17 protein-coding genes, 1 tRNA gene, 1 other RNA gene and 2 pseudogenes are annotated in these 16,835 nt (G+C 64.6%); 13 read left to right on the top strand and 8 right to left on the bottom strand.

Annotated features, from left to right (window positions below; translation table 11 throughout):
• Window positions 1-853, top strand: a pseudogene (locus tag ACNA7R_RS03060) (peptidase M14); the annotation flags it as partial.
• Window positions 854-1,046: 193 nt separating this feature from the next.
• Here the strand turns inward: ACNA7R_RS03060 and ACNA7R_RS03055 are convergent.
• Complete coding sequence (locus ACNA7R_RS03055; RefSeq protein WP_416282062.1) at window positions 1,047-1,211, bottom strand: hypothetical protein; 165 nt, start codon at window positions 1,209-1,211, stop codon at window positions 1,047-1,049.
• Window positions 1,212-1,702: 491 nt separating this feature from the next.
• Here ACNA7R_RS03055 and ACNA7R_RS03050 point away from each other — a divergent pair, with 491 nt between their 5' ends.
• A complete protein-coding gene (locus ACNA7R_RS03050; RefSeq protein ID WP_416282061.1) occupies window positions 1,703-2,797 on the top strand; it encodes a M14 family zinc carboxypeptidase in 1,095 nt (364 codons plus the stop codon).
• 440 nt (window positions 2,798-3,237) lie between these two features.
• On the opposite strand, the gene ACNA7R_RS03045 is transcribed toward ACNA7R_RS03050, so the two are convergent.
• Window positions 3,238-3,312: transfer RNA gene (locus tag ACNA7R_RS03045), tRNA-Arg, on the bottom strand.
• A gap of 139 nt (window positions 3,313-3,451) precedes the next feature.
• Between ACNA7R_RS03045 and ACNA7R_RS03040 the strand changes: the two genes are divergently transcribed.
• Window positions 3,452-3,643 (top strand): hypothetical protein, encoded by a 192-nt coding sequence (locus ACNA7R_RS03040; RefSeq protein WP_416282060.1) that lies wholly within the window; start codon window positions 3,452-3,454, stop codon window positions 3,641-3,643.
• A gap of 36 nt (window positions 3,644-3,679) precedes the next feature.
• Here the strand turns inward: ACNA7R_RS03040 and ACNA7R_RS03035 are convergent, their stop codons facing one another.
• Complete coding sequence (locus ACNA7R_RS03035) at window positions 3,680-4,954, bottom strand: RNA-guided endonuclease TnpB family protein (RefSeq protein ID WP_416282059.1); 1,275 nt, start codon at window positions 4,952-4,954, stop codon at window positions 3,680-3,682.
• Between the two features lie 235 nt (window positions 4,955-5,189).
• On the opposite strand from ACNA7R_RS03035, the pseudogene tnpA reads away from it, so the two are divergent.
• From tnpA to ACNA7R_RS03010, 5 genes and pseudogenes are all read left to right on the top strand, one after another.
• A pseudogene (gene tnpA, locus ACNA7R_RS03030) lies at window positions 5,190-5,586 on the top strand (IS200/IS605 family transposase).
• Between the two features lie 162 nt (window positions 5,587-5,748).
• The gene (locus tag ACNA7R_RS03025) at window positions 5,749-6,600 is read left to right on the top strand and encodes a geranylgeranylglycerol-phosphate geranylgeranyltransferase (RefSeq protein ID WP_416282058.1); all 852 of its coding nucleotides are present in this window, start codon (window positions 5,749-5,751) and stop codon (window positions 6,598-6,600) included.
• 202 nt (window positions 6,601-6,802) lie between these two features.
• On the top strand, window positions 6,803-7,414 hold the full coding sequence (locus tag ACNA7R_RS03020) for an RAD55 family ATPase (RefSeq protein WP_416282057.1): 612 nt from the start codon (window positions 6,803-6,805) through the stop codon (window positions 7,412-7,414).
• A 42-nt stretch (window positions 7,415-7,456) separates the two neighbouring features.
• A complete protein-coding gene (locus ACNA7R_RS03015; RefSeq protein WP_416282056.1) occupies window positions 7,457-7,867 on the top strand; it encodes a CoA-binding protein in 411 nt (136 codons plus the stop codon).
• 99 nt (window positions 7,868-7,966) lie between these two features.
• Window positions 7,967-8,146, top strand: coding sequence for a hypothetical protein (locus tag ACNA7R_RS03010; RefSeq protein WP_008426423.1), 180 nt, complete (start codon window positions 7,967-7,969; stop codon window positions 8,144-8,146).
• Window positions 8,147-8,177: 31 nt separating this feature from the next.
• Here the strand turns inward: ACNA7R_RS03010 and ACNA7R_RS03005 are convergent, their stop codons facing one another.
• Together ACNA7R_RS03005 and ACNA7R_RS03000 are read right to left on the bottom strand one after the other, a co-directional pair.
• On the bottom strand, window positions 8,178-9,158 hold the full coding sequence (locus ACNA7R_RS03005) for a PLP-dependent cysteine synthase family protein (RefSeq protein ID WP_416282055.1): 981 nt from the start codon (window positions 9,156-9,158) through the stop codon (window positions 8,178-8,180).
• Between the two features lie 102 nt (window positions 9,159-9,260).
• Entirely contained in the window at window positions 9,261-9,581 is a 321-nt protein-coding gene (locus ACNA7R_RS03000) for a DUF5798 family protein (RefSeq protein ID WP_416282054.1), read from the bottom strand.
• A 114-nt stretch (window positions 9,582-9,695) separates the two neighbouring features.
• On the opposite strand from ACNA7R_RS03000, the gene ACNA7R_RS02995 reads away from it, so the two are divergent.
• The 4 genes from ACNA7R_RS02995 to ffs all read left to right on the top strand — a co-directional run bounded on the left by ACNA7R_RS02995 (window position 9,696) and on the right by ffs (window position 13,512).
• The gene (locus tag ACNA7R_RS02995) at window positions 9,696-10,067 is read left to right on the top strand and encodes an Hsp20/alpha crystallin family protein (protein ID WP_416282053.1); all 372 of its coding nucleotides are present in this window, start codon (window positions 9,696-9,698) and stop codon (window positions 10,065-10,067) included.
• Window positions 10,068-10,211: 144 nt separating this feature from the next.
• Window positions 10,212-12,464, top strand: coding sequence for a CDC48 family AAA ATPase (locus ACNA7R_RS02990; RefSeq protein ID WP_416282052.1), 2,253 nt, complete (start codon window positions 10,212-10,214; stop codon window positions 12,462-12,464).
• Window positions 12,465-12,582: 118 nt separating this feature from the next.
• Window positions 12,583-13,095, top strand: a complete 513-nt coding sequence (locus tag ACNA7R_RS02985) for a hydrolase (protein ID WP_416282051.1) — start codon at window positions 12,583-12,585, stop codon at window positions 13,093-13,095.
• A gap of 104 nt (window positions 13,096-13,199) precedes the next feature.
• Window positions 13,200-13,512, top strand: an RNA gene (ffs, locus tag ACNA7R_RS02980) — signal recognition particle sRNA.
• A gap of 225 nt (window positions 13,513-13,737) precedes the next feature.
• Here ffs and ACNA7R_RS02975 read toward each other — a convergent pair.
• Genes ACNA7R_RS02975 through ACNA7R_RS02965 form a run of 3 tightly spaced genes read right to left on the bottom strand, consistent with a single transcriptional unit; the run spans window position 13,738 to window position 15,198 of the window.
• Window positions 13,738-14,622, bottom strand: a complete 885-nt coding sequence (locus tag ACNA7R_RS02975; protein ID WP_416282050.1) for a mechanosensitive ion channel family protein — start codon at window positions 14,620-14,622, stop codon at window positions 13,738-13,740.
• A complete protein-coding gene (locus tag ACNA7R_RS02970; RefSeq protein ID WP_416282049.1) occupies window positions 14,619-14,867 on the bottom strand; it encodes a YhbY family RNA-binding protein in 249 nt (82 codons plus the stop codon). The genes ACNA7R_RS02975 and ACNA7R_RS02970 overlap by 4 nt, the downstream gene beginning before the upstream one ends.
• A 52-nt stretch (window positions 14,868-14,919) precedes the next feature.
• Complete coding sequence (locus ACNA7R_RS02965) at window positions 14,920-15,198, bottom strand: ribonuclease P protein component 4 (protein ID WP_416282048.1); 279 nt, start codon at window positions 15,196-15,198, stop codon at window positions 14,920-14,922.
• A gap of 159 nt (window positions 15,199-15,357) precedes the next feature.
• Here ACNA7R_RS02965 and ACNA7R_RS02960 point away from each other — a divergent pair.
• A partial coding sequence (locus tag ACNA7R_RS02960; RefSeq protein WP_416282046.1) for an ABC transporter substrate-binding protein occupies window positions 15,358-16,835 on the top strand: 1,478 nt, incomplete at its 3' end.

Genomic DNA, 16,835 nt, shown 5'->3' with positions numbered 1-16,835 from the left:
CGTCCATCGTCCCGAAGCGGGCGACTGCAGCGTCGAGGTCGATTCCGACGCTGACGTCGACGTTCAGATGGCGCTCCTCGAGTCCGAGGGGATCCCCGACCCCAGAGAGACCCTGGGGTACGAACAGACCGAGTACGAGGTCAACCCGATGCAGTTCTTCGACGACCTGGAACCGTTCGTTGAGGACGGCGACGTAGACGCGATCAGCGTCCACCACGTCCGGGTTGGGCGACTGCTCCGTGGCCAGTCCGGCAGACGGCACTACGACAAACTGGTCGTCTCCCATGACGACGGGATCGACGATCCCCAGTACATTTCGGCCATCGAGGAGTTCGTTGAGGCCGGGGGCGACCTCGTTCTGACCGACGGCGGTGTCAACCTGCTCGGGGCCCTCGACGTCGGTGATGCCGCCGACGTCGACGCCGACGACGTCCACAACATCGAGGTTCAGTTCGCCAACCTCGAGGATCGCGACTTCGACCACGACCTCCTCGCGGGGATCCGTCCCCGGCAACAGGAGATGTGGAAGGGATCGCAGCTCGGCTACACGACGGGCGTCGACCAGCCCGCGACCGTCGTCGACGAGGACGCCTTCCGAGAGGCAAGCGGCGAGGTCGCCGGAACGATCGGCGGGGAGGGCGTCGGCGCCGGCCGGCTCGTCGCCGACGACGCCGAGATCACTGTCCTCGGAAGCGTGCTCCCGCCGGCCCAGCAGACCGAGCTCCACCCCTTCGGCATGGCCGACTACGCCGTCTCGTTCATGGGTCACACGCTGCTCTGTAACGCCCTCGGGTTCCAACAGCGCCGGTACGTCGATGGGGAACTGGTCGGGACGTACGGGGAGGTTCGGTAGGGCTCCGGTTTCGGGGACCTGTCAATCGGTTTTTCGACTGACATCCGCAGGCAGCTACTGATCCCGGACGTGTCGAGTTCGCAGTGCCGAATACGTCGGTCGTACCAGCGTGCAATTCGGGGATGACCGAATCGACGTCGGACAGTAACCGTTGCGACGCTGTAGGAGTTTTCCCGAACCAGGTGTCCTTAGCTCAGTCTGGTAAGAGCGCTCGGCTCATATCGAACGTGGGTACCGCGACGGCTTCGCTCGACGTGATCCCGAACTCGGCGGCGATCGCGGCGGCGAGTTCCCAGGCGATCCGGCTCACCTCCGGGTCGATCTCCTCGAATCGGTAGCTCCGGTTGCCGAGTGCCACTACGATCACAGAGCCCTCGAACCGAGTCGTGTGGCATCGGCCGATCGTGGCCGCGGCTTCGGATCTAACCTACGAGTCGCTGTCGTCGCTGCTCTCCTCGTCGCGATTGCGTCGCGCTTGCGGACTTGCCTCGGTGTCGAGCCAGCCGTCGCGCCGGTACTCGGCGTGATGCCCGGTGTTGATTTGCTCGGTGAACTCCTCTCGAGCACCGAAGGTCCTCGAGCACGTTGTGAGACGGACAGTCGTACGTCTCGAGGTGGTCGTTCATGGTCGGATTGTTTTCCTCGAGCAGTTCGTCACCGATTGGACATTAGTATGTAACAGAAATCATAATAGATATTTCTGAGAAACCCCGTAAACTATTTGATACTGATTGATGATTTATTGAGTGTATCATGAAGCGACGGCATGTACTCAGGACCGCTAGTGGAATCGCTGCGGCAGGCGTCCTCGGCACGACTATCACCGGAACGGCGGCGGCAGACTGTGACGTGGTCACGCCGAACGGTCCCTTCCCTCCAGAGACCGCCGAGGAGAACTACGAGGCGTTCACCTCGAACGAGACGCTCTACGACCGGCTCCACCACCTCGAGAACCGGACGAACGTCGAGTACGAGGAACTCGGCGAGACCTGGCAGGGTCGACCGATCCCGTACGCGAAGGTGGGAAGTGGCGACTTCCACATCTTCCACACCAACCAGCAGCACGGCGACGAGCAGCCGGCCACTGAGGCCGCGCTCCGAGTGCTGCGAGATCTCGGGAACGGCCAGGGTCGCTCCGACATTCTGGACGAACTGACGATCCACTTCCTCGTTCGACACAACCCGGACGGCTGGGCGCCCGCCGACGACAACGAGACCCCCACGCGAAGCAATGGCCGACCGGACGACATCTGTCACGACGGCCCCTACTTCGGACGGAACCAGTGTGGCCCGGTCGACCCGAACCGTCAACACTACTTCCAGTTCGACGCGGAGACTCTCGCCGAAGTCGACCCGGACGCCTTCGACCCCGAGATCGGCATCCCGGACGAGAACCCTTCGCCGGAGACCCAGGCAATGATCGACAAGGTCGAGGAGGTCGACGCTGACCTCATCGTCGACTGGCATACGCAGTTCACCTACCACGACCAGAACTGCGACATGGTCAACGTGTCGCTGGCTTGGCCATTCAACTCGCACGCGCCCGACGAGGCAGTCGACCTCTCGAAGCAGGTCGCCGGCGCGTTTTGGGACGGCGTCCAGGGCCGCGCGAACGGCAACGCCTCCATCTTCCCCGGCGGCACGTCGGCGAACATCTGCCGCAACGCATACGGAGTGGCCGGCCGCGGCAGCGTCCTGGTCGAACAGCGCGGCCAGGCACCCCAGCTGAACAACGCCTCCAACGGTCGCATCATCCGCCACTCGCTGAACATGTACGAGCGGCTTCACGAGGAGGCCGCCAGCGGGGACCTAACCGATCGAGATCCGGACTACGCCGACGGGCTCTGGGATGTCGGTCGGAACTGGTTCTGGCGAGACCTCCCCTCGGCGGACCTGGACGAAGAGGTCGAAGAGTACTGGGAAGAACATCTGAATTCGCACTAGCCCTGCCGCAGAGAGAGAACGGTTTGGACTTTTTCCAGTGACAGTCGCCAAGTAATACTGTGCCTAATTGTCCAGAATTTCAACGAGGATAAGTTCTGTTCCATAGCGAACAATATCTGATCGTACTTCGATGTCTTCACTGATGAAGAGGAATATAAATAAAAATGAACCACATCGATGTTTATGGCTATTCTCGAGTACGAAAATGTCAAGCTTAGAGATTTCCACAGCGAATCTCGAAGGGATTTCTGTAGAAAAATTTCTGTATCGGCTGACCGTTGCACCAGCGTTATGTTGCTGCGCCAAGTGGTTTGCTCCAGCGAATCCCATGACGGAGGCGACCCCCATCACGCGACGTGATGAACTCTCGTGTGCAGCGTGCGGCTTCTTTATAAGGAAGTCGACGCTGTCGTGTAACTCCTAGGCGTCACGGAGAAGGATGGGCGCTGCAGGATTTGAACCCGCGACAGCTTGGTCCGAAGCCAAGTACTCTGTCCAGACTGAGCTAAGCGCCCTCACCTCTTGGTTTCCGTCGGCTCCGTATAAGTCACTCGATTTCACCCAACCTCGAGACGGGCCGCCACACCCGGGGTCGTTCTCACTGCGTGGCAATCGCCTCGAGCCCTCTTTACGTCCCGAGACCAAACCCCACGTATGACGGTACGCGAGCGGTCCGAATCCAGTGCCGACGAGGAATCGTCCGAGGGCCGTCCCCTCGAGCTGTGCGGCGACGACGAGGCGGACGTCTGGATGGCGGTCCCGCTCGGCACCGACGAGAGCGAGCGGGCCGGAGCCTGGCTCTCGGTCGCCGACGCCGACCTCTGTGATCTCGAGGAGTGGCGGTGAACCGCCTCGGGGTCAAGCCCCGAGGCTTCCCGTGGTTTAGTCGAACACTCCCGTCCGACCATCGGCCTGATAGCCTCGAACGGTCGGGTGGGTCACGGTCGGGGCGTCCACAGCCCCCGATGCCTGCCGTCGCACCTTCCGAACAACGGGAAGGCTGTTGAGAGCAGGCACATTCCAATCGAGTTTCTTGATGCCTTTCACGGCGATATTGACGCTTGCACCACGGTCACTGTGGTCTTGATGCCCACAGTCCCGACACTTGAACCGCTTCTTGTTGCGATTCGCACGCTCCGTATGCCCGCACATCGGACACCGCTGACTCGTGTACTCGGGGTTAATCCACGCGGTCGGTATACCCTCGAACGACGCCTTGTACGACGTATAGTACTGGAGGGAACGAAACGGGAGGTGGTGCAAGCGTCGGTTCATCCGCGTGCCGTAGTCGATACTGTCGCGCATCTCGTTGAGGTCTTCAAAGACGATGCACGGCTTCTCGAACTGACGGCTCCACTCCACGATGTGCCGAGACACTTTGTGGAGTCTGTCGCGGACAAACCGTTCCTCACGTCCTTCGAGTGTGTCGTGGATGCTGTCCTTTCCCGCGTTCTGTACGCGCTTTCGCATCGTGAGGTAGCGGTGGCGCTCGAACTTGATTTCGGGAAAGTCGATAACCAACGAGTCCTCAACCCCGTCATCGGAGAGTGCGGTGAGGGCCACGTTATCCTCGTTCACGTCCATGCCGACGACCGTCTGAGAGTCCTGCTTATCTCGAACAGTCTGTTCAGTATTGGTAACGTTGACGTGCAACTCGGGGGTGTCGTTGTGGAATAGGGCTTCTGCCGTCCCAATCTTCCACTCGTCGCTCGTAAGCGCGGTCTTGAGAACGTCGAGGTGGGCGTCGTCTCCTTCGAGAACACCCTTGACGTATTTGTACGGTTTCGCGCTGATGCGGAACGCCACGTCGCCGTCGTCGGTGAGCGACAGGTTGTAGCCCTCCTCGTAGTTTGCCCGAAGCGGGTACGCGCCGTCCTTGGTGTGACTCGGCTGGCCGAAGTCGTCGTACTCGTAGTAGTTCTCCATCGCGCCGAGAGCCTTGGCGACGACGCGCTGGGTCGTGTTCTTCACGAGGTCGGCGTCGTCCGCCACACGGTTGGGAATGGTGTCCCAGTCCACGCCTTGCTTGGCGAAGCGGATGGTTTCGTTGTACACCGAGCGGGCTTCGAGTATGGCGTCGTACAGCAGGCTCTCGTTGTCACTCTGGATGTTGAGTTGAAAGTCCAACGTCTTGACGAGAGCCTGTGTGTCAGTCATTCGTGATTGTTGGGTTGGACGTGACGGTAGTGGAGGAGAAGCGTACGGAGTACGCTGTCGAAACTCGTGTGCCCCTCCTCGTCCTTGAGTTCGTCAAGGTCGTCGTACACGGCGTCGGATACTTTGAGTTGCTTCGTCACAACTACCCCTTGTTCCCCCACACTTAAAAGTTTACTAGTAGTTATCTGTGGGTCGACCAAAAGAACACTTTTGATTAGTAGTTGTGTTGGTAGGTATGGGTGAGAAGCGGTCGAACCACACGGTGTACAACGTCAACTACCACTTCGTGTGGTGTCCGAAGTCCCGCCACGCGATTCTCGGACCAATCGAAGACTCGCTGGAATCGAGTTTCCGCGACGTGTGTAACGAGTACGGCTACGAGATACTGTCGTTGCATATCTCACCGGCCACGTACACCTGTTCCTCTCTGCCCATCCGAAGCACGCACCGAGCGAGATTGTGCAGACGGTCAAGAGTATTACGGCGCGGGAGATGTGGGAACAGCACCGGCCGTTTTTAGAGGAGTACCGGGGGGTGGCGGATTTTGGAAGGAATCGTACTACGTGGGAACGGCAGACGACGTTTCAACCGACACGATTGAACAGTATATTGAACGCACGGAACACGTTTAGCGGAGCGTACGGCCTTCATCCTCGGGGTCAAGTGGTTCGAGACACCGAAGGAGTCTCGTCATCACGAGAGAGTGAAGCTCTCTCGAACGACCCCAAGGCACTCGGCCTGCTCCGCATGTAGAGATCGGACCGTTTAACCCCGCCGCCTGAGCAGATGCGGGCATGACTGCGGGGGAGACGGTTCGTGGGTTGCTCGAGCTGACGCGGCCGGTGAACGTGATCGCCGCCAGCGTGCTGACGTTCATCGGCGCGTTCGTCGCCGGCGGAGTGACGACTCACCCGCTCGAGGTGGGGGCCGCCGTTGCAGCGACGGGACTCGCGGTCGGTGCGGGAAACGCGATCAACGACTACTTCGATCGGGAGATCGACCGGATCAACCAGCCCGAGCGGGCGATCCCGCGGGGTGCGGTTAGTCCTCGTGGAGCGCTCGCGTTCAGCGTCGTGCTGTTTGCCGGCGCGATCGGGCTGGCGCTGGTACTGCCGTGGCTGGCGATCGCCATCGCCGCGATCAACCTCCTCGCGCTGGTCGCGTACACGGAGCTGTTCAAGGGGCTTCCGGGGCTGGGAAACGCCCTGGTCGCCTACCTCGTCGGGAGCACGTTCCTGTTCGGCGCCGCGGCCGTCGGCGAAGTCGGTCCGGCGGCTGTGCTGTTCGTTCTCGCGGGTGTGGCCACGCTGACCCGCGAGATCATCAAGGACGTCGAGGACCTCGAGGGCGACCGCGAGGAGGGGCTGAACACGCTGCCGATCGCGATCGGCGAGCGACCCGCGCTGGCGGTCGCGACGGCGCTGCTGGTCGTAGCCGTGCTCGCGAGCCCGCTGCCGTACGTCCTCGGCGAGTTCGGGGTCGCCTACCTGGCGGTCGTGCTGCCGGCGAACGCGATCATGCTGTACGCGGCCTACGAGAGCTTCGACGATCCGACGGCCGGCCAGTCGGATCTCAAGTACGGGATGTTCCTCGCGGCCGTCGCCTTCATCGTCGGTCGGGCGCTCGAGGGCGGTGTCGTCGTCTGACACGGTTTACTGTAAGTCATTACCGGCGCAACCGCGACCCGTGCGGCGGTTGCGCCGGTAAATCGTTACAGCAATCCGTATGAGTCGGTCGAACCGAACACATCAATCAAAAGACCTATGCGCGCGTTGGTACACCGTCTTAGCAGATGCTTCGATCCCGGAGTGTCGTCGGGACGTAGCGCTTCGATGGGGAATGCCAGGTATGTACGATCTCGCTGCCGTCGGTCCGGACGTCGAAGTCGGCCCCGGAACGAACGTGCTCGTGTCGGGGCCGCCGCTGACCGGAAAGCGCGGGCTCGCGCTCGGACTGCTCGAGAACGGCGCGGCCCGCGGCGAGGGGTCGATCGCGGTGACCACGAAGGACAGCGCCGAGGCGATCCTCCCGAACTTTCCCGACGGGGCCGACGTCGGGGTCGTCGACTGCGTGACCGAACAGCGCGGCGTCGGGGCCGTCGAGGACGACCCTCGCATCAAGTACGCCTCCTCGCCGGTAGATATGACCGGGATCGGGATTGCACTCTCCGAGTTCCTCCAAGAGTTCTACGACGAGCGCGGGCTCGAGCGAAATCGCGTGCTCATCTCCTCGATCTCGACGCTGCTGATGTACGCGGATCTCCAGACCGTGTTCCGGTTCCTCCACGTCTTCACCGGTCGCATTCAGAGCGCGAACGCGCTGGGGATCTCCGTTATCGATTCGACCGCCCACGACGAGCAGACGATGAACACGCTCAAACAGCTGTTCGACGGCCTCGTCAGGGTCCGGGAGGGAGACGACGGCGAGCCGGAAATACGGACGACCGGACTCGGAACCTGACCGCGCCACACGACGTTTAGGGCTGGCGACGCTAGGTCGGGTATGCCAGTATCCGAATCCGACCGGATCCGCGAGGCCCTCGAGAGCGAGACGATCGCCGTCGTCGGCTGCTCGAGCACGCCCGGCAAGGCCGCCCACGACGTTCCCGGATACCTTCTCGAGCAGGGGTACGACGTGCTCCCGGTCAACCCGAACGCCGAGGAAATCTTCGATCGGCCGGCGGCCAACGCGCTGTCGGACGTCGACCGGGAGATCGACGTCGTCTGCGTCTTCCGGCCCAGCGAGGAGGTCGCCGGCATCGTCGACGAGGTCCTCGAGCGCGAGGACGTCGAGACGGTCTGGACGCAGCTGGGGATCCGCGACGACGAGGCGGCCGACCGCCTCGAGGAGAGCGGCCGAGCCGTGGTCCAGGATCGGTGTATGAAGGTACAGCACCGGCGGCTTCTCGCCTGATCGTGCCGGATTTCGTCGGCTCGCTGACGACGGTATCGCGGCCCGCAGAAACCCCAATCACCGACAAAGACTTACCGACCAGAGGAATACGGGAACACAATGTGTGACCGGTCAGGGGACTGTTCGAACGAGGGGACCTGCCAGCTCGTGCTCAGAAACGAGCGGACGGGGATGGAGATGGTGGAGTACCACTGCAAGGCGCATCTCGTCGTTCGGGTGTGGGAGGCCGAACAGGACGAGACCCTGGACGTCGTCGACGCGAAGAAACTCTACCAGTGACTCGTTGCGCGGTCGCCGAACGGAGGTCCGATCAGGACGTCCACTCCTCGAACGAGCGGTAGATCCCCTTCGAGAGGTAGCGCTCGCTCGAGTCGGGGAACACCGTGACGACGGTGTCGTGGGGCGTCTCGAGATCGCCGGCGGCGATCGACCGGGCGACCCGCTTCGCCGCGACGCTGGCCGCGCCCGCGCTCGAGGCGACCAGGTGACCCTCCTCGCGGGCGAGCCTGGCGAGTTCCTCGTGGGCCGCCCGGTCGGAGACGGCGTGAACCGCATCGACCAGCTCCGGATCGAACAGCTCGTTCGTCGAGGGGTCGTGGGTGCCGATCCCCTCGATCTTGTACTCGGCTTCCTCGCGCTCGGCCTCGAGCAGTTCGCCGTACACCGACCCCTCGGGCTCGACGGCGGCGACGTGGGTCGAGTCGTCGTGCTCGAGAGCGTAGCGGGCCAGTCCCATCAGCGTGCCGGCCGTGCCACAGCCCGCGACGACGGCCCCCACCTCGTCGTCGAGAGCCTCGTAGATCTCGGGGGCGGTCGTCTCGTAGTGGGCTTCCGTGTTCAGCGGGTTCGAGAACTGCTGGGGGACGACGGCGTCGTCGAGTTCGGCGGCGAGTTCGTGGGCGCGATCGATCGCACCGCCCATCCCGTCGTCGGACGGCGTGTTGATCACCTCGGCGCCCAGGGCGGCCATCAGCTGCTGTTTCTCGACGCTGAAGCGCTCGGGGACGACGAACATCGCCTCGAGGCCGAGCTGTCGGGCCGCGATCGCCAGGCCGATTCCCGTGTTGCCGGCGGTGGGTTCGATCACTGTTCCGTCGGCGGGAACGTCGCCGCGCTCGAGCATCCGCTCGAGCATGTAGCGGCCGATGCGGTCCTTGACGCTCGCGCCGGGGTTGAACGATTCGAGTTTGGCGTAGAGCTGCACGTCGCCCGGCGACTCCTGGAGACGAACGAGTGGCGTCCGACCGATCGTCTCGAGCACCGAATCAACCGGTCGCTCGTGGGTCGTCATCGTGCTGGCAAATGTTGCCCCTGTTGTTAGGTTTTGCTATCGCGCGGGCGCCGGTCGCGGCGCTGTATGGGAAATTTCGTCCGGCAGAAGAGTCGTTCGGCGCTACTCCGCGGTCGTCTCCTCGCGTCGGCGCTTCGCGTCGGCTTCCTCCGCCGTGTCGTTCTCGCCCTCGAGTTCGGCCTGGTCGATCGCGGCGTCGGCCAGAATCTCCTCGCCGTCGATGTCGTGTTTCTCGGCGATGGCGAGCAGCAGTTCGCGCTGCTCGGTCAACTGATGATCCATCCGGTTGACGGTGTCGTGGGTGTCGTCGACCTCCTCCTCGAGGTTCGTGATTCGCTGCTGAAGTTCCTGTACCTGCTTGTACATCGCTTCCGCGCGCTCGGACAGACCCTGGATCTTCTTTGCGGTGCTTCCAAGTCCCATAACCGGTTCTTGGGGACGCTCCCAGTTGGTCCTTTTCACTAGCCGTTCGAACACTGGCCGAAAGACTTATTACGAACCACGAACAATCAACTAATGCACACGAGGTGACCAACCATGGTGCTTCGACCGACGACAAGCACCTGGACGCAGAACCTCGAGATGCCGTCTCGGCTGTTCGGACAGCAGGGAGACAGCGACTACAAACTGTACGAGGAGGAGGGCGAGTTCGTCCTCACGATCGACATGCCGGGGTTCGAAACCGACGAGATCGATCTGGCGTGGGACGACGGCGTCCTCAACGTCGCCGCCGAACACGTCGACGACGATCGCGGCCGGAAGAAGACCTACCACCGTCGGTTCCGCTTCCCCAAGAGCGTCGACGACGACGAGATCACGGTCACGTACACGAACGGCGTCCTCGAGGTGACGCTCCCGACCGCGGGTCCCGAGACTCGCGGCAGGGAGATCCCCCTCGAGGGAGAGTAACGCCGAGTAGCCCCGGACCGTTCGCGGCCGATTCGGCATCCCGAACGAACCCGTACCGACACCCGGCTCCGCCGGCGAACCGACCACTTCGGCCTGTCGCGGATCGCGTTCGCGTCGGCCGGCAGCGACAGCTATCACTGACACATGCAACTTCGAGTAAAACCACTCAAACGGAAAGACGCGGGCAGCGGTCTAGCATCGATCGACAGAGAAGCGATGGACGAACTCGGCGTCTCCAGCGGCGAGTTCGTCGCCATCGAGGGCGGCGAGGGCCGCGTCATCGCGCGGGTCTGGCCCGGCCGCTCCCAGGACACGGGGAGAGGGATCGTCCGTATCGACGGCCAGCTTCGACAGGCCGCGGGCGCCCGGATCGACGACGCCGTCTCCGTCGAGGCGGCCGACGTCGAACCCGCCGAGCGGGTTCGGGTCGCCCTCCCCGAGAACGTTCGCATCCAGGGCGACATCGGCTCCTACCTGCGGGGCAAGCTCGCAGACCGGGCCGTCAGCCCGGGCGACACGCTCTCGGTGTCGCTCGGCTTCGGTCTCCTGACGAGCCGTTCGGGCCGTCAGCTCCCGATCACGGTCGTCGACACCGAGCCCGCCGGGACCGTCGTCGTCGGCAACCGGACCGACGTCGAACTCGTCGACCGCACCCCGGACCAGCTCGAGATCGAGGCCCGAGGCCCGATCGAGGGCGGCGACGGCGAGGAGAGCGAGACGCCGACGGTCACCTACGAGGACGTCGGCGGCCTCGACGACGAACTCGACCGGGTCCGCGAGATGATCGAGTTGCCGATGCGCCACCCCGAGCTGTTCCGGACGCTGGGCATCGAGCCGCCCAAGGGCGTCCTGCTGCACGGTCCGCCGGGCACCGGGAAGACCCTCATCGCGCGGGCGGTCGCCAACGAGGTCGACGCCCACTTCGTGACGCTCTCCGGGCCGGAGATCATGTCGAAGTACTACGGCGAGAGCGAAGAACAGCTCCGCGAGGTGTTCGAGGAGGCCGCCGAGAACGAGCCCGCAATCGTCTTCATCGACGAACTGGACTCGATCGCGCCCAAGCGCGAGGACGTCCAGGGCGACGTCGAGCGCCGAGTCGTCGCTCAGCTCCTCTCGCTGATGGACGGCCTCGAAGACCGCGGCGAGATCACCGTCATCGGCACGACGAACCGCGTCGACGCGATCGACCCCGCGCTTCGCCGGGGCGGCCGATTCGACCGCGAGATCGAGATCGGCGCCCCCGACGCGGGCGGCCGCGAGGAGATCCTCCAGATCCACACCCGCGGGATGCCCCTGGCCGAGGACGTCGACCTCGAGCGCTTCGCCGAGAACACCCACGGCTTCGTCGGCGCTGACTTAGAGAACTTAGCGAAGGAGGCGGCGATGACCGCCATGCGGCGACTCCGCCCCGAACTCGACCTCGAGGCCGACGAGATCGACGCCGAGGTCCTCGAGAAGATCGAGGTCACCGCGGCGGACTTCCGGAGCGCGCTCCGGGGCGTCGAACCCTCCGCGATGCGGGAGGTGTTCGTCGAGGTTCCCGACGTCACCTGGGAGGACGTCGGCGGCCTCGAGGAGGCGAAAGGACGGCTCCGCGAGGCGATCCAGTGGCCGATGGAACACGCCGACGCCTACGAGCAGGTTGCGCTCAGCCCCGCGAAGGGCGTTCTGCTTCACGGCCCGCCGGGCACCGGGAAGACGCTGCTCGCCAAGGCCGTCGCCAGCGAGTCGCAGTCGAACTTCATCTCGGTCAAGGGGCCGGAGCTGTTCGACAAGTACGTCGGCGAGTCGGAGAAGGGAGTCCGCGAGGTCTTCGAGAAGGCCCGCGCGAACGCCCCGACGATCATCTTCTTCGACGAGATCGACGCCATCGCGTCCAAACGGGGCAGCGGGGGCGGCGACTCGAACGTCGGCGAACGGGTCGTCTCCCAGCTGCTGACCGAACTCGACGGGCTCGAGGAGCTCGAGGACGTCGTCGTCGTCGCGGCCTCGAACCGACCCGAGCTGATCGACGACGCCCTGCTGCGACCCGGTCGGCTGGACCGCCACGTCGAGGTCGCCGAGCCCGACAGGGACGCCCGCCGCGAGATCTTCCGGATCCACACCCAGAACCGGCCGCTGGCCGCGGACGTCGATCTCGACACGCTGGCCGAAGAGACCGAGGGCTACACCGGCGCCGACGTCGAGGCCGTCTGCCGCGAGGCCGCGACGATCGCCGTCCGCGAACACGTCGAACGCGAGGCCGCCGGCGAGGAGTCCAACGTCGAGGCAATCGAACTCACCGCCGACCACTTCGAGCGCGCGCTCGAGGAGATCTCGCCCGACGCGGTCGCCGACCTCGAGTCCGGGCTCGAGAGGGGTGGGCTCGACGAGTTCGACGCGACCGACGCGGCCTGATCGACACGACCCACGCGGCCCGCTCGACACGACCTGACCGATTCGATTTCTCGCGACTCGTTCGCGCACCGACGGTTGAAGTTCCGCGAGCGCTTGTCGTCCTGTAGCCGTCTCCGCGATGCTCCACCTCACCTTCCCGACCCACCTGGCCGTCGGGTACCTGCTGGGCGTCTACAGTCGGTTTCCGGTCGCCTACCTCGTCGTCGGTTCGGTGCTGCCCGATCTCGTGGATCGGCCGCTGTACTGGCTCGGTCTGACGCCGTTCACTCACACCGTCGCGCACTCGATCGCGGTCGCCGTTCCCGCCGGGCTCGTGCTCATACGGTTGTTCGGCCGTCGGGGCGCGGCACTGTCGCTGGGCTGGCTAGTCCACATTGGGACCGACTTCCTGAACGTGACGACGACTCAGGGGCTCGCCGCGACGCCGTACTACGTGCTCTACCTCGGGCCACCCCCGGACGAGCGGGAGGCGTTCGAGACGGTGACGATCGTCCTCCCCGCGACCGACGTTACGCACACGCTCCACCCGGTCGTGCTGGCGCTCGAGGTCGCGGTTCTCAGCTGGGCGGTCGCCGCGATCCTCCGGGAGCGAAACGCGCCGAGTCGGCTCCGGGACACCGAGGCCGACTGACTGTCTCCGGCGGGGCCGTAGTCACGGCTTCCGATCACCGCGCCCTCGAGCGGTTCTCGGGTGGTCTCGAGACGAAAGGCCCTTAAGTTCCAACCCCCTACGTATGGTTGGATAGGTCGGGCAGTTTGGCCCTGCTCGTCACCCGCGCTATGGTCATTAGCGGGGACCGAACGCCGCGGGCGTCCGGTCAGACCGGCCGGGGCCCCGGGAGCCAACAGAGAAGCCTCGTCCGTCGGGGACAGCGGTCCACGGTGGCCGTCCGCAGGGACGCCCCATCGTGGTTAGCCGGCGACAGCCCATCAGGCGCGGAAGCGAGCAGTGGACCGCCGGACACCTGTCGCTCGACGGGTCGCGGGGTGGAGAAGGCAACCGGGATTCCCCCGGCCGGAACGCCGGGCAACCGCGGTCCTCCACATTCATAACCACCCGCCTTTTACGCTGCACTCGTATCGCGCCAGCGGCAGCGTTGCTACCGCACGACGTGTCGTCACGGAAAGACACCGGGAGAGTATACTCTCCAGGCTCCTCGACGGATCGCATCACTCGCTCGCGGCAGTTTCGAACCATCGTCTCCGCCACCCGCTACGTCAGTCGATCTCGAGCGGAGAGGAGGATCGGTAAGGGAAAAGAGTCAGTACCGCGCTACTCGGCGGCCTCGACCACGTGCTGTCGATCCTCGAACTCGAGCCCGCCCTCGAGCGTCCGGACCGGGTACGGGATGTCGATCCCCTCCTCGTCGAAGCGCTCCTTGACGGCAGTGATGAACTCGCCTTTGGTGCGGACGAAGTCGGCTCTCGAGGGGTTGGCGATCCAGATCCGCGACTGGAGCCCGACGTCGGAGTCGTTGAGTTCGGTCAGTCGGACGGACGGTTCGGGCTCGTCCATGATCTCGGGGTGACGTTTCGCCTCCTCGACGATGATGTCGGTCGCCTGCTGGATGTCGTCGCCGTAGCCGATGCCGAAGACGAACTTCAGCCGGAGCTTGTCGCCGTCGACGGGGTTCTTGACGACCCCGCCGGTGAGCTCGGAGTTCGGGACCGTCAGCAGCTCGTTGTCGAACGTTCGGACCCGCGTCACGCGGAAGCTGATGTCCTCGACGACGCCGGCGTAGTCGCCGCCGTCCCACTCGATCCAGTCGCCGATCCGGAACGGCTTGTCGGCGTAGATGAAGATGCCCGCGACGAAGTTCGAAATGACGTTTTGCATCGCCAGTCCGACCGCGAGCGCCCCGGCCGCGGCGATGCCGGCCAGCGACACGAGGAAGTTCTCGAAGCCGGCGAAGCCGAACGCAGCCGCGACGGCGACGAAGAGGACGCCGAACCGCGTCAGCATCAACAGCGGGTTCCTGACGTGTTCGTCCAGTTCGCGCCGATCGAACGCGCGGTTGACCAGCGGCACGACGACGAGCCGACCGATCATCACCACGACGACGAACGCGACGAGGAATCGAAGCCCCGTGATCGCGAGATCCACGAGCGTCGCCGTCTCGAGCGCGTCGAGCTGGGCGAGCGTCGTTGCGGCGGTCATCGGTACAGGACCGCCGTGTGGCCGCGAACGTCGACGAGTTCGGCGTTAACTCGGTCTGCGAGGTCGGCTGCCTTTTCGTCCGTCGAACTCCCGGCTCGGGCGGCTCGCAGGAATTTCACCTTCACAAGCTCCTCGTTCGAGAGCTGATCGTCGAGTTCGTCGACGACGGCCTCGAGACCGCTCTTGCCGACCCAGACGGTGACGTCGAGGTCGTGGGCCCTCCGCTTGCGCTCTTCGATATCCATATCCCCGCATAGCAACGCGAACCGTTTGAATCTTAGCAATATCGGACGGATCCTACTCCCGGTAGGGGTATCGCGCCTGGGCGCCACAGTCACACGTGATAACGACATGGCCGTCTCGAGTCCGAACGCGGGCGTTTTTCCCGGGATGGAGGTAGGCGTCGCAGGCGTCGCAGGTGAACCGACGGAACTCGCGGGGGAGCGCGAGGCGGTTTCGCTCCGCGACCCGGCGCGCGAGTCGCACGTAGTACCGGGCCCGCTCCCCGTCGTCGTCCGCGGCCGCCGCTCGAGCCAGTTCGTGGAGTCGGTCGATCCGCTCGGCGGCGACGGTCATAGCCGCCTATTCCGCGCATCACCACATTGATGTTACGGTACCCATCTAACTCATGAAACGGCGATTATCAGCAGCATATGACCTCTGTGTGGCCATTTAGGACGGGCATAGAGCGCAAAGTTGTTATATAGCTATACCGAACCGAGTTAGCGAAACCGAATGGATCGTGAGTCAACTGCTCGACCGAACGGCGTCGATCGACGCTCGGTGCTGGCCGCGGGCGCCGCCGGACTCGCCCTCCCCGTCAGCGGCTGTATCGATCGCGTCGAGAGTGCCGTCGGAGGGGAGAGAGATCGCCTTGCCCTCTCGATCACGACGGTCCCCGCGGACGGCGACAGGGAAGCCGTCCGGATCGCCCGCCGCCTCGAGGACCACCTCGAGGCGGTCGGGATCGACGCCTCCCTCGATATGCGCTCGCGCTCGGAGTTCCTCGAGACGGTGTTGATCGACCACGAGTTCGACCTCTACGTCGGGCGTCACCCCGCCGACTTCGACCCCGATTTCCTCTACGAGATGCTCCACTCGGCGTACGCGAACGAAGCGGGCTGGCAGAACCCGTTCGGGTTCGCCAACATCCCCTTCGACGACCACCTCGAGGCCCAGCGACGGGTCGACGGCGTGCCACGCCGGGAACGGGTCGCGACCCTGCTCGAGGCGCTGGCCGAGGAGAAACCCTTCGACCCGATCTGCTTCCCCGAGGAACACCGCGTGGCCCGAACCGACCGCTTCGAGGGCTGGAGCGCCGACCACCCCGAGAGCCGCCACGGCTACCTCGAACTCGAACCCGCCGAGGACGTCGACCGGCTTCGCGTGCTGGTGACCGACTCCCGGATCTCGCGGAACCTGAACCCGCTGTCGGCGACGCTGCGCGAACGCGGGTCGACGATCGATCTCGTCTACGACTCGCTCGCGACCGAACACGACGGCGACCTCGTCCCCTGGCTGGCCGAGGACGTGGAGTTGCGAACTGCCGACGAGGACGACGACCACGTCGCCGAGGCGACGGTAACGCTCCGCGAGGACTACCACTTCCACGACGGCGAGCCCCTCGAGGCCGACGACGTCGCCTTCACCTATCGATTCCTCGAGGACACCGCACTGGGCCGCTCCGAGTTCCCGTCGCCGGCCCCGCGCTACCGGAGCCACGTCTCGACGCTCGAGGGCGTCACCGTCGAGAGCGACCGCGAACTCCGTCTCGAGTTCGCGACGGGTCTCGAGGTCGCGAGGCGTGCGCTCACCGTCCCGATCCTCCCCGAACACCGGTGGCGCGAGCAGGTCGAGGCTCGCGCCGAGACCGCCGAGACGTTCACCGCAACCCAGGGCCGGTGGGGGCTCGTGACGATGGACAACGTGCCGCCGATCGGCAGCGGTCCGTTCCGCTTCGGGAGCAACAGCGAACGCGAACACCTCACTCTCGAGCGCTACGACGACCACTTCACCCGCCGCGAGGACGTCGACCTGCCCGCGGTCGACGTCGAACGGCTGCAGTTCGGTATCGATCCGGGCAGCGCCTCCTCGATCGAGCGCGTCGCGAACGACGGCGCCGACGTGACGGCGTCGATGCTCGAGGCCCACGCCCTCGGGACGATCCCCGACGACGAGGTGGTCGACCACCTCGAGTCGCCGTCGCGGTCGTT

This window comes from Natronococcus sp. (genome assembly GCF_047921035.1).
Lineage (GTDB): Archaea > Halobacteriota > Halobacteria > Halobacteriales > Natrialbaceae > Natronococcus.
Note: the sequence above shows the minus strand (reverse complement) of the source record. Positions and strands in the feature narration are given on the sequence as shown.